This window comes from Deltaproteobacteria bacterium, assembly GCA_016875395.1.
GTDB lineage: Bacteria > Myxococcota_A > UBA9160 > UBA9160 > UBA6930 > VGRF01.
Genome location: VGRF01000005.1, coordinates 1 through 12,646 on the forward strand (window position 1 = coordinate 1; position 12,646 = coordinate 12,646).

General features: G+C 68.3%; 10 protein-coding genes. 5 read left to right on the forward strand and 5 right to left on the reverse strand.

All coding sequences use genetic code 11. The features are described from left to right. Positions 1–321 precede the first annotated feature (321 nt). Positions 322–1,194 carry a 3-keto-5-aminohexanoate cleavage protein gene (locus FJ091_05690; protein ID MBM4382844.1) on the reverse strand — a complete coding sequence of 291 codons (873 nt, stop codon included), beginning with the start codon at positions 1,192–1,194 and terminating at the stop codon, positions 322–324. A gap of 182 nt (positions 1,195–1,376) precedes the next feature. On the opposite strand from FJ091_05690, the gene FJ091_05695 reads away from it, so the two are divergent. Together FJ091_05695 and FJ091_05700 are read left to right on the forward strand one after the other, a co-directional pair. After that, on the forward strand, positions 1,377–3,242 hold the full coding sequence (locus FJ091_05695) for a TonB-dependent receptor (protein MBM4382845.1): 1,866 nt from the start codon (positions 1,377–1,379) through the stop codon (positions 3,240–3,242). Continuing rightward, positions 3,239–3,925, forward strand: coding sequence for a TonB-dependent receptor (locus FJ091_05700; protein MBM4382846.1), 687 nt, complete (start codon positions 3,239–3,241; stop codon positions 3,923–3,925). Before FJ091_05695 ends, FJ091_05700 begins: the two co-directional genes overlap by 4 nt. 73 nt (positions 3,926–3,998) lie before the next feature. Here FJ091_05700 and FJ091_05705 read toward each other — a convergent pair whose 3' ends face one another. Beyond that, on the reverse strand, positions 3,999–5,447 hold the full coding sequence (locus FJ091_05705; GenBank protein ID MBM4382847.1) for a thioredoxin family protein: 1,449 nt from the start codon (positions 5,445–5,447) through the stop codon (positions 3,999–4,001). 84 nt (positions 5,448–5,531) lie between these two features. Here FJ091_05705 and FJ091_05710 point away from each other — a divergent pair, with 84 nt between their 5' ends. The 3 genes from FJ091_05710 (at position 5,532) to FJ091_05720 (ending at position 10,491) form a co-directional block, all read left to right on the forward strand. After that, complete coding sequence (locus FJ091_05710) at positions 5,532–6,527, forward strand: glutathione S-transferase family protein (protein MBM4382848.1); 996 nt, start codon at positions 5,532–5,534, stop codon at positions 6,525–6,527. 634 nt (positions 6,528–7,161) lie between these two features. Continuing rightward, entirely contained in the window at positions 7,162–8,391 is a 1,230-nt protein-coding gene (locus tag FJ091_05715) for an acyl-CoA dehydrogenase family protein (GenBank protein ID MBM4382849.1), read from the forward strand. A 120-nt stretch (positions 8,392–8,511) separates the two neighbouring features. Next, positions 8,512–10,491: an N-6 DNA methylase gene (locus FJ091_05720; GenBank protein ID MBM4382850.1), complete on the forward strand. Its 1,980-nt coding sequence runs from the start codon at positions 8,512–8,514 to the stop codon at positions 10,489–10,491. Positions 10,492–10,506: 15 nt separating this feature from the next. Here the strand turns inward: FJ091_05720 and FJ091_05725 are convergent, their stop codons facing one another. From FJ091_05725 to FJ091_05735, 3 genes are read right to left on the reverse strand one after another with little or no spacing between them, the layout of a single operon-like run. Then, entirely contained in the window at positions 10,507–11,190 is a 684-nt protein-coding gene (locus FJ091_05725) for an FkbM family methyltransferase (protein ID MBM4382851.1), read from the reverse strand. A 30-nt stretch (positions 11,191–11,220) separates the two neighbouring features. Then, positions 11,221–11,940: a DUF429 domain-containing protein gene (locus FJ091_05730; GenBank protein ID MBM4382852.1), complete on the reverse strand. Its 720-nt coding sequence runs from the start codon at positions 11,938–11,940 to the stop codon at positions 11,221–11,223. Next, on the reverse strand, positions 11,937–12,644 hold the full coding sequence (locus FJ091_05735; protein ID MBM4382853.1) for a PaaI family thioesterase: 708 nt from the start codon (positions 12,642–12,644) through the stop codon (positions 11,937–11,939). Before FJ091_05735 ends, FJ091_05730 begins: the two co-directional genes overlap by 4 nt. Between the last annotated feature and the right edge of the window lie 2 nt (positions 12,645–12,646).

Sequence of the window (12,646 nt, forward strand, 5' to 3'; positions counted from 1 at the left end):
ACACCGTCCGTCCGCACTCGAGTCTCGGCAATCTCACGCCGGCAGAGTTTGCCGCGCGAGGTCGATCAACAGAGCAACCAGGGGCCGTTCTCTAGAGACCGTTGGTCCGAGAAATGCCAGCAGGTCAGCCGCGCTCTCACGGCAGCCCGAGCATGGCCGCCGCCTCGGCGCACGTCGCGAGCGGGCGACCCACTTCGGCGCACAGCGCCGCGGCTTCGCGCACGTGGCCGGCGGGGACATTCCGCAAGTAAGTAAAGAAACTCCAGCTTTACTCACTTGCGGAACGTCCCCGGTCTTCCGCCTGCGTCCGCCGCCGCGTACTCACGGCAGCCCGAGCATGGCCGCCGCCTCGGCGCACGTCGCGAGCGGGCGCCCCACTTTGGCGCACAGCGCGGCGGCCTCACGTACCAGTTCCTCGTTCGTGGGCGAGCGGCCCGGCGCGTAGAACTCCTCGATCCCGACGTGCAGGTGGCCGCCGCGTTCGAGCGCGGCGCGCGCGACCGGCGTCGCCATCAGGTCGCCGCCCCACACCGAGACCGACCACGGCAGGCCCGAGCCTTCGAGCATCTCTAGGTAGGCGTCGAGCGCCTTCAGCGTCGGTGGAAGCCCGAACGTCACGCCCGGTTGCATCGCGAAGATCCCGTAGTCGCCGCCGAAGTAGAGCTTCACGAGCGTGCCGCGCGGGAGCTTCGCGCGGCGGTGATAGAAGAGCGTGGTGCGGAGCGAGCCGGGCTCGTAGATGCCGAGGCTCGGGCCGAGCCGGAGGCGCTCGCAGAACGCGAACGCGTACTTCACGTCGTCGTACGAGACGCCGTACACGACGCCCGCCGGCAGGCCGTCGGGCCCCGGGCCGCCGAGGTTGGTCGAGCCGGGATCCCAGCCCGCGAGGCGCAGCGGCACCTCGCGCTGGATCGCTTCGAGGTGCGCGAGCATCCCGGCCATGCCCTGACCGGCCGCGAGGGTCGGGTACCAGAGCGCGTCCGGCTTCGCGGCGAGAACGCCGCGCCACGCCGCGAGGTAGTCCTGCGCGGCGGCGTCTCCGCTCAGCGCATAACTGCTGTTATGCGCATGCACGATCGACGCGCCCAGCTCGAAGCAGCGCAGCGCGTCGCGCGCGATCTCGGCGTGCGTGACCGGCACGCTCGCGTTCTTCTCGCGGCTGGTGCCGCCGTTGATCGCGGCCTCGAGGATCACCGGGAGATCGCGCCGACTCGTCGTCATGCGGCCACGGTGGCACGGCGTGCGCGCCGAGACGAACGGGCGCGCCTTCTAGAACGCGTTTCAGGTTTTTGGCTTGACCCAAGCGTGCCGACCTGGACACAGTGCCGCTTCCGCCCGGCAGGATGCGCCCTGACCGCGGCACGGAGGTGCACTCGATGCGACTGCTGCAGAAGCTCGCCACAACCACTCTTGCCGCGTTCGCGGCCGGGGCGATCGCGTCCGCCCAGGACGCGGCTCCCGCGCCGGCGCCCGAAGCTCCGCCCGAGTCCGCACCGTCGCCCGCGGACGAGGGGGTCGAGGAGATCGTCGTCACGATCACGAAGCGCGCGGAATCCGTGCAGGACATCAGCGGAAACGTCGCCGCCTTCAATCAGGACACGATCGAGAGCGCGAACATCGAGAACGTCGGCGACCTGATCGGGTTGCTGCCGAACGTGACGGTCAAGAGCGAAGACACCGACATCTCGGTCCGCGGTGTTGCACGCGTCGCCTTCGATTCGCAGTCACCCGTGGCCTACCACATCAACGGCGTATACCAGTTCAACTCCCTCAGCTACGTCGGGCAGTTCTACGACCTCCAGAACGTCGCGATCGCGCTCGGGCCCTCGGGAACGCTCTACGGGCGCAACGCGAACGGCGGCGCGATCAACATCGAGTGGCGTCGCCCCGACAGCTCTTGGGGCGTGACGGGCGACGTCACCTACGCGCCTCGTTTCGACAACTACCAGTTTCGAAGTGTCGTCAACATCCCGCTTTCGGGAGAAGACAACGACCTCTTGAACGCGCGCTTCGTACTGACGCGCGAGGTAGGAGACGGCGCCGTACGCAACCCAGCGGGCACCGAGCGAGAGGGCGCCGGATCGAAGGACGACTGGTACTCGCGGCTCTATCTGACTTCCCAGCCGACGGAGAATCTGCGTCTCGATCTGCGCGGCTCGTACCTGAAGAGCGACAAGCGCTACGCCGGTGGTGTCTCGCTGCTTCCGCGCGGAACCGTGCCGCAGGGTGTTCTCCCGTTCGGCGCACTCGGCTCGTTCCCCTTCGACTGGGCGAGTGGCTTCGTTCAGTTCAAAACCGCGATCCAGAACTCGCCACTTCGCCCGATCATCGGATTCATCCGCCTGCAAAACCCCGGAATCTCGTTGAACGCCGCGACGGAGCTGTTGCTGTTGCAGGGCTTCCCTGCGTTCAACGTGCCCCCGCTCGTGCGCGACCCCCAGTTCTTCACTCCCATCTCTGCCGCCGAGTTCGCGAGGGGAGAACGGGCATCGGACTCGCGGCTCTTCGACCTGGGCTCGGGCAGGCTGGAAATCTGGAGCGTCGATGGCGGGCTCGAGTGGAACCTCGAGGGCCTGCCGCTGTTCGGTGATGTCGACCTGTTCGCGCTCGCCGGATACAGCCGCATCGAGAACGAGGGGCTATCCGACTCCGACGCCACCTCGTACGGCGCCCTCGACACCGAGAGCTCTCAGCTTCCTGAGACCAAGCGAACGTTCGAGTTGCGCTTCCAGTCCAACAACGAGTCGTGGCTCAACTGGACCCTCGGCTTCTTCTACGTGAACAACAAGGTCGATCAGGTCCGCAACACGCTCACGCCGCTGACGATCTCGGGGGCCTCGCTCACGCAGCAGGACAAGGGTTACGCGCCCTTCGCGAACGTCGTGCTCAAGCCGATCGACCCGATCGAAATCTTCCTCGGCGTGCGTTGGAATCACGACGAGTTCAGCCGCAACGAGGACCCGAATCCGACGCCGTTCGACCCGGTGGCAGCGCCCTTGCTCGGGCTGAACAACACCTTCCGCGAGACGACCCTGGACGCGAGCGTGAAGTGGTTCATCAACGAAGACCACATGGTCTACGTGAAGTGGGCACGCGGCTACAAGGCTGGCTTCACGCAGGTGCTGCCGGCGTCGAGCTTCGGCGGCAGCGTCTTCCCGGCCCGGCAGAACGTCGTTCAGCCGGAGACCAACATCGCGACGGAGATTGTGGGGCCAAGACGTCTTGGTTCGACGGTCGGTTGAACGCGAACTTCTCGGCGTTCCACTACGACTACTCGAATCTGCAAGTGCCAATGATTCAGTTCACCCAGATCCTCAACATCAACGCAGAGAAAGCGACGATCTGGGGCGCGGACGCGACGCTCGACATCAATCTGGTCGACAACTGGACGAACCGCTTCGCGATCGGCTGGTTGTCCGCTGAGATCGACAAGGCGTGCGCGAACGACCCGCTGGTGAACCTGACGCTGACGCCCCCGCCGCCGGACCCGGCGTGCGCGGCCCGACAGGCGGGCCTCGGCCCCCAGGATCGCAACTTGGTTGGTGACCAAGACCTCGCCGGCAGGACGCTCGAGGATGCGCCGGAGTGGAAGCTCTCTTTGCTCTCGACCTATCGCTGGGATCTCGGGGGCGCCGGCGTGATCACACCCACGCTCGAGTTCACGTGGACCGCCGACACGTGGCGGCGCCCATTCAACAACCCCGATGCGGACATCGTGGACGCATACACGAAGACCGACGTGCGAGTCCGCTGGTCCGAGCCGGAGCAGCGCTACTGGGTCGAGGCGTTCGGAGAGAACCTCGAGAACAAGTACGTCTACCCGCGCGGCATCGTGGTCGCGCTGACGGGCACGGCGCAGGGTTTCGGCTTGCTGCAGCCGCGCACCTACGGCGTGCGACTCGGGTTCAACTGGGGCGCGAAGTAGCGCGCTTCGCTCGCTTTCGAAGGAGCGCCCCATCGCCTCGCGGCGGTGGGGCGCTTCGCATTCGCGACGGTTGTTAGGCGCGAATCTCGCGCCACACGGGCGTCGAGCCCGTCGCGCCGTTCGCCCAGCCGCCGATCACCGCGGAGAAGAGCCCGGCGCCGCCGCCGCACTGCACGATCAAGAGGCCGTTGTTCGGGCGGAACTTCGGGAACTCGGCGTCGAGCGCCGCGCCGGTGAACGGAAGCCCTTCGGCGATGCCGCCGGCGCCGCGCGCGAGCTCGTGGCCCGACACGCGCGTCAGCTCGTTGATGCGTTCGGCGACGCGCTGCTTCGTCCAGCCCGCCTCGCGGTAGATGCGCGCGTGCTCGGGGCCGATCGCGAGGATCGCGTCGAAGCCGAGCACGAGCTTCGGGTGGTGCACCGCGCGCAGGTTCAGCGCGAAGGTGCGCGACAGCGATTCCGGATCGCGCGAGAGCTGGTCGACGATGCTGCGCGGCCCTTCGCCGGGGAACAGCGTCACGGTGTTCGCGCCCTGCGGCGCGCCGAGGTCCGCCGAGAGCGGACCCCACGGCGAGTTCGCTTCGTCCTCGGCGAAGCAGAACGCGATCTTGCCGGGGTTGCCGAACGTCGCGCGGTCGACGTCGCCGGGCCGCCCGCCGCCCACGTTCCGAACCACCAGCTGGAGCGCGCGGCCGATCGTCAGGTTCGCGCGGTTGCCCTGGCCAAACACGTTCTTGCCCGCGTTCATGCCGATCGCGCGCGCGATCGGGCCGTTCACGACGATCACGGGGCCGACGGGCATCGTCGTCGCGAGCACGCCGTGAATGTTGAACGTGTCGTTGCAGGCGGCTTCGACCGCGGCGATCACGACGGGCAGGTACTCGGGCTTACAGCCCGCCATCACCGCGTTGATCGCGATCTTCTCGACCGTGCACTCCACGAGGTCCGGCGGCACCGTCGCGACGACTTCCTGCGGCGCGCGCGTCGTGCCTTCGAGCATCGCGAGCACGCGCGCCTCGGTGGGCGGCACCACGGGCAGGCCGTCCGTCCAGCCCTTCGCGAAAGCCGCCTCGAACTCGTCCTCCAGCGCTGCGAGCTCGACGCGGCGCGCGTGCAGCTTCGAGCCCGAGTACTTCGCGCGCAGCGCATCGACGCGATCCGGGTCGACGGAGAGCGAGCCGCAGCCGGGCCGCCACTCGGGCAATCCCGCGCCGACCCCGCGCACGCCCGTGAATTGCTCCCACTCGCCGCGCTGCCAGCCGAGAATGCGCCCCGTCTCTTGGCCGCTCTCCACCCGTAACAACGTCGGCACCGCTTCGATCTCGTAGTGCCACGAGCGCGCGAGCGCGGTGTCGTCTTCGGGCGAGAGGCCCTCGGGAAACGCGAGATCGTCTTGCGTGTAGACGGTGATCTTCGTCTTCGCAGCGATCTCCGCGAGCACGGACGCCACGAGCACGCAGGTGGGGCAATCGCGCTTCACGAACGCGACCAGGCCCGAGGGCAGTGCGGGCTTCTCCGCCATCACGACTCCTTCCGCGCGCAGCGACGAAAACGCGCGACAAACGAGGATGGCATACTCGTTCGCCCTCGTTCGCAGGAGAACCCCATGAGCGCGCGATTCCAGATCTACGGCTCCGAAATGTCCCCGTACTCCGTGAAGGTGCGCTCGTACTTCCGCTACAAGGCGATCCCGCACGACTGGAACGTGCGCGGCCCCGCGAATCAGGCCGAGTACGCAAAGCACGCCAAGCTGCCGCTGATCCCGCTGGTTGTTACGCCCGACGACAAGGGCCTGCAGGATTCGACGCCGATCCTCGAGACGATCGAGGCGCAGTTCCCGCAGCCGAGCATTCACCCCGCCGATCCCGTCGCCGCGTTCGTCTCCGCGCTGCTCGAAGAGTGGGGCGACGAGTGGGGCAACAAGTGGATGTTCCACCTGCGCTGGGCGCGCCCCGCCGACCAAGACTCCAGCGCGGAGCGCATCGCGCGCGACATGACGGGCGGCGCCAGCGGCGACGCGCTCGCGAAGGCTGCGGCGATGGTGAAGGAGCGCATGGTCCCGCGCGTGTGGTTCGTCGGCTCGAACGCCGAGACCGCCCCGCAGATCGAGCAGTCCTACCTCGATACCCTCGCACTGCTCGAAGCCCACCTCGCCGCGCGCCCCTACTTGTTAGGCGCGCGCCCCGGCTTCGCCGACTTCGGCGTGTGGCCCCAGCTCTACGAGTGCTGGACCGACCCCACCGCCGGCGCCTGGCTGCGCGACAAAGCCCCGCTCGTCGCCGGCTACGTGCAGCGCATGCTCGATCCCAAAGCCCTCGGCGCGTTCGAGAGCTGGGCGGCACTCGCTCCCACCCTCGAACCACTCCTGACCCAACAAGTCGGCGCGATCTTCCTCCCCTGGAGCGACGCCAACGCAAAGGCCATCGCCGCGAACGCCGAAGAGTTCAGCGTCGAGCTCGGCAGCGGCAAGTGGACCCAGAAGCCGCAGAAGTACCACGCGCGCTCCCTCCAAACGCTGCGCGCGAAGTACGCCCAGGCGAAAAGCACGAACCTCGACGCCGTACTCGCGAGAACGAACTGCCTGAAGTGGCTCGCCACCTAATCACTCGCGCGCAGCACGCCACGCACAGCAAGCAGCACGCGCCGAGCGCCGCACCCGCACTAGAAGCAGCAACCCACCCGCGCCGCGCGAGTCCGCGACGCGCGGGCTCGTGAACCTCGCTGACGCGAACACGCCGACCATCTCCCTCACACCTCGGTAGAGAGCGCCGCCGCTGCGGCTCAACGCCGCAGCGGCGGCGCACGTCCTCCCAACCCACGAGGTGGCACTGCCGCACAGCAAGGAGCGCGGGGCGGGACCGGGGGTCTGGCGCGCAGGGCCGTAGCCTGCGAGATCGCCGCACACCTCGATGTGCGTGCGCAAATCGGGCGCACGCATACGCCCAGATCCCCAGCCAACCGGCGCGCGAGCGGAAGCGCATAACCCACCCCGCTGCCCGCACATCTCGCCGGCTGCACTGCACCCAAGCGAAGGCCCGGAGTCGCCAGGGCCCCCTCCCGCCCCGCGCGGCGTCCCGAGCGAGACGAAGTCCCCAGCAACCACCCCCCGCGCCAAGTTCCGCGCGCGAGGAGTCCGCGACCTCGCGCGCTCTTCGCCCCGGGCCCCGATGCACCGCAGCAACCGCCCGTACTACCGTCACTCCCTTCCAACAAATCCCTGGCACAGGAGCCGCGCCATGCAATTCGAATACACCGACAAAACCAAATACCTCATGAAGCAACTCCAAGGCTTCATGGACGAGCACATCTACCCCAACGAGAAGAAGTTCTACGAGCAGCACGCCGCGCAGGCGGACCGCTGGCAGATCCCGCCGCTCATGGAAGAGCTGAAGGCGAAGGCGAAGGCCAAGGGCCTGTGGAACCTCTTCCTCCCCGAGTCCTCGCACGGCGCCGGCCTGACGAACATGGAGTACGCGCCGCTCTGCGAAATCATGGGCCGCGTCGGCTTCGCGAGCGAAGTCTTCAACTGCGCCGCGCCCGACACCGGCAACATGGAAGTGTTCGAGCGCTACGCGAGCCCGGAGCTGAAGAAGCGCTGGCTCGAGCCGCTGCTCGACGGAAAGATCCGCAGCGCCTACGCGATGACCGAGCCCGCGGTGGCGTCGTCGGACGCGACCAACATCGCGACCGAGATCAAGCGCGACGGCGGCGACTACGTCATCAACGGCCGCAAGTGGTGGACGAGCGGCATCATGGATCCGCGCTGCGAAGTGCTGATCGTGATGGGCAAGAGCGACACCAGCGCGTCGATCCACGCGCAGCAGTCGATGATCGTCGTGCCGCGAAACACGAAGGGCATCAAGGTCGAGCGCTACATGCCCGTGTTCGGCTACGACGATGCGCCGCACGGCCACGGCGAAGTCACGTTCGACAACGTGCGCGTGCCGGCGGACCACATCCTGCTCGGCGAAGGTCGCGGCTTCGAGATCGCGCAGGGCCGCCTCGGCCCGGGTCGCATCCACCACTGCATGCGCGTGATCGGCGTCGCCGAGCGCGCGCTCGAGAAGATGTGTCAGCGCCTGATGACTCGCACCGCGTTCGGCAAGAAGATCTACGAGCACTCGGTGTGGGAGGAGCGCATCGCGAACGCGCGCATCGAGATCGAGTGCGCGCGCCTGCTCACGCTGAAGGCCGCCTACATGATGGACACGGTCGGCAACAAGGTCGCGCGCGCCGAGATCGCGATGATCAAGGTGAAGGCGCCCGTGATGGCCCTCGCGATCATCGACGACGCGATCCAGGCCCACGGCGGCGTCGGCGTCACCGACGACTTCGGCCTCGGCAAGACCTGGGCGTCGATGCGCACGCTGCGCCTCGCCGACGGCCCCGACGAAGTGCACCGCCGCACCGTCGCGAAGCTCGAGCTGAAGAAGCAGGCGGAGAGGGCGGGAATCAAGCTGAAGTAGTTAGGTCTGCGGACCCAATGGGCCCGGCGAGCACACCAGCTCACCGGGCCCGTTGATTTCTGTGGCGACGAAGCGCCTGCTCTGCTCGTAGAATCGCCTCGATCGCTGGAGACGCATACTGTGCCGCTGAAGAAATCCGAGCTCTACTCCTCCATCTGGAAGAGCTGCGACGAGCTGCGCGGCGGCATGGATGCGTCGCAGTACAAGGACTACGTGCTCGTCCTCTTGTTCGTGAAGTACGTCTCGGACAAGGCGGCGAGCCAGAAGGACTTCCTGCTCGACGTGCCGAAGGGCGGCGGCTTCGCCGACATGGTCGCGCTGAAGAGCGACAAGGCGATCGGCGAGAAGATGAACACCATCATCTCGAAGCTCGCCGAGGCGAACGATCTGCGCGGCGTGATCGACGTCGCGGACTTCGACGACCCGACCAAGCTCGGCAGCGGCAAGGAGATGGTGGATCGCCTCACCAACCTGGTGGCGATCTTCGAGAACTCGGCGCTCGACTTTCGCGCGAATCGCGCGGACGGCGACGACCTGCTCGGCGACGCGTACGAGTACCTCATGCGCCACTTCGCGACGGAGTCCGGCAAGAGCAAGGGCCAGTTCTACACGCCGGCGGAAGTCTCGCGGGTGATCGCGAAAGTCATCGGGGTCGGCGCGGCGAAGGATCAGGCCGCGACGATCTACGACCCCACGTGCGGCTCGGGCTCGCTCTTGATCAAGGCGGCCGACGAAGCGCCGCGCGGCATCACGATCTACGGGCAGGAAAAAGACAACGCGACGCGCGCGCTCGCGAAGATGAACATGATTCTGCACGGCCACGCGACCGCGGACGTCGCGCCGGCCGGCAGCAGCACCCTCGCGAATCCGCACTATCGCGACGCGAAGAGCGGCGGGCTCAAGACGTTCGACTTCGCGGTCGCGAATCCGCCGTTCTCCACAAAGGCCTGGACCAGCGGCTTCAATCCAGAGCACGACGAGTTCGGGCGTTTCGCGTTCGGCGTGCCGCCGGCGAAGAACGGCGACTACGCGTTCTTCCTGCACCTGCTCGCGTCGCTGAAGAGCAGCGGGCGCGGCGCGATCATCCTGCCGCACGGCGTGCTCTTCCGCGGCGGCACCGAGGCCGCGATCCGACGCGAAGTCGTCCGGCGCGGCTACATCGAGGGCATCATCGGGCTGCCGGCAAATCTGTTATACGGCACCGGCATTCCCGCCTGCATCGTCGTCGTCGATAAGCGAGGAGCCGCGGCCCGCAAAGGCGTCTTCATGATCGACGCCTCGCGCGGCTTCGTGAAGGACGGCAACAAGAACCGGCTGCGCGCGCAGGACATTCACCGGATCGTCGACGCCTTCACGCGCCAGCTCGAAACGCCGCGCTATGCGCGCATGGTGCCGCTCGCCGAGATCAGCGATCCGAAGAACGACTTCAACCTGAACCTGCCGCGCTACATCGACAGCAGCGAGCCCGAGGATCTGCAAGACATCGACGGCCACCTGCGCGGCGGCATCCCCGAGCGCGACGTCGATGCGCTGAGCCGCTACTGGGAAGTGCTGCCAGCGGTGCGCGCGCTGCTCTTCGAGTCTGCCGGGCGCGCGGGCTATCTCCGCTTGAAGCTGCCGATCGCGGAGGTGAAGGCCGCCATCTTCGCGCACCCGGAGTTCGGCGCGTTCAATGCCGGCGCGAGTGCGCTGTTCGCGAGCTGGCGGAAGGCGCACGCGCCGCGCCTGCGCGCGATCGAGAAAGGCGCGAACCCGAAGGCGCTGATCGAGACGCTCTCCGAGGCGCTGCTCGAAGGCTTCGCCAAGGCGCCGCTGCTCGATGCCTACGATGTCTACCAGCACCTGATGACGTACTGGGAGACGACGCTCAAAGACGACGTCTACCTGATCGCCGAGGCCGGCTGGAAGGACGCCGCGAAGCCGCGGCTGCTGGTCGAGTCGAAGGAGCAGAAGGCGAAGGAGCAGCCGGACTTCGTCAGGATCGATCGCAGTCATGGTCCGCGATTCATCCAGACGCTCGATCGACACCTCCCGCACTGGCGAGCGCTCCGAGGCGAGTTGAGCGCGGCGCCCCTGGCTCACGAGGAGTGGAGCTACTGACGCTCTGCGCGCGGATCAGATCGGTGGCGAGCACACCAGCTCGCCGGGCCCGATTCGTTCGATCGCGTAGCCGAGCTTCGAGAGCGACTCGCAGCAGCGCGCTTCGACGCCAGGGTTCGCGCGGTCGTGGGTGGAGAGGAAGAGCACGGGCTCGTGCGCGCGCAGCGTGCGCTCGCCGCCGCGCAGCACCTCGAGCTCGGCGCCTTCGACGTCGATCTTGATGCAGCGCGGTCGCAGCGCTCGCTCGCTCGCGATCTCGTCGATCGTGCGCAGCTCGACCTCGGCATCGCCGCGCGCGTCGAGGCGCCCGCGGCCGCTTCCCGCTCTCGCGAAGCGCGCGCGGCCGATGCGGTCGGAGAGCGCGCAGGGGAGGATCTCGATCTGCTCGAGCGCGTTTCGCGCGGTGTGTGCGCGCAGAAAGCCGAGATTCGTCGCGTCGGGCTCGCACGCGATCACGCGGCCACTGGCGCCGACTCGGCGCGCGGCGAGCAGCGCGTAGAAGCCCGCCGCTGCGCCGACATCGAGCGCGTGGTCGCCGGCGCGCAGACACGCGGCGAAGCGTCGCGCCTGTTCCGCTTCGTACGTGCCGAGCAGCATGCGCGCGACTTTGCCGCCGCTCGCAGGTAGCCAGCGCATTCCTCGCAGCGGGCCCGCGAGGATCGGCAGCGCGATGCCCGATGCGATCTCCGCCCTTCGCATTCGCACTGGGTAGCAGCGCGCGCCCTCGCACTACGCCCGCGGGCTCGGCGCGAGCACGAAGCCCTCGCGCCAGATTCCCTCGACGCGCGTCGGCTCCTCGCCCGCGAGCCCGTAGCCGTCGCGCGCGCCCTCGAGCAGCGCGAGGCCCGCGACGCCGGCGACGAGCGCCTGCAGCTCGTCGTGGCTCGGTGTGCGGTTCGTCTCGATCGCGAGCCGCGTGCAGATCTCGCGGTGCTTTGCGCGCAGTCGCTGCTCGGTGCACTTCGCCTTCGCGGGCAGCGGCTCCATCCCGAGGCGCTTCCACGCGAGGTGCGGGAACACTTCGACCGCGCGCCGCCGCGTCGCCTTCGAGTCCGCGAGGCGCGGCCAGCCGAGTGCGTGCAGCGCGTCGAACACGGCGACCGAGAACTCGACGAACGCGGTGTACGGCCGCGGCTTCACCTCGCCCGGCGCACCCACCTTCGCGGGCGCGTGAACCGCGCGGTCGCAGGTGCGCGAGTGCGGGCTCGGATTCGCGGGATGCTTCCATGCCTGCGGGCCGTCGAGCAGCAGCAACTCCGCGCCGCGCGCCTCGGCGAGCTGCGCGCACAGCGCCGCGACGTGCTGCGGCGTCGGGGCTTCGCTCTCGTCGCGTGCGAGCGCGACGAAGTCGGCGCGAATTCCTCGCGCGCGGCGTTCGATCACGCACACGCCGATGTCGACGTATCGCTTGTACGCGAGATCGACCGAGACGACGCGCGCGCGGCTCACGCTAAGGTGCCGGGCGGCTTCTTGCTCCGTGCGAGCTCCGCAAACTTCTCGCCGCCGACCTGGATGAACAAGCCATGCGCGGTGCTGGTGCGCACGCCGTTCGCTTCGCAATCGGCGGAGAGGAACAGCCGCCGGCCCTCGCTGCGCTCGAGGCGCCCCGTGAACACGAGCTCCACGTGCAGCGGCGTCGGGCGCTCGTAGCGGACGGTGAGCTCGCGCGTCATGCCGGGGTGGCCGGAAAAGCTCGTCGCGTACCCCAACAACTCGTCGAACGCGGCCGCGAGGATGCCGCCGTGCAGGAGGCCGGGCGCGCCCTCGTGCGCGGCGCCGTACGTCGCGCGCCCGTGCACGACGTTCGCCTCGAGGTCGAGGCGTAGGTCGAGCGGCGCGGCCATCGGGTTTGCGAGACCGACGATCGGACCGCGATCGTGAAAGTTCTCCATGCCGGCGTACATGCCGTCGCGCGGCGCGAGATCGAGCTGCGCGTGTCCCGCAGCCTGAAACATGCGCGCCGCATCCCGCACCTGCGCCGCGATCGCGCGGATCTCCGCTTCGTTTGCAGCCGTCGCGGAGATCTCCGCGAGCAGGCCACGCAGCGCCGCCGCCAGATCGCGCTTCGCGGGCCACGTACCGCCCGCACTCTTCACGTTCTCGCGCGACGCGACGATGCGCTCGAGGTGCGCGCGAATCTCATCGGACGTCATCG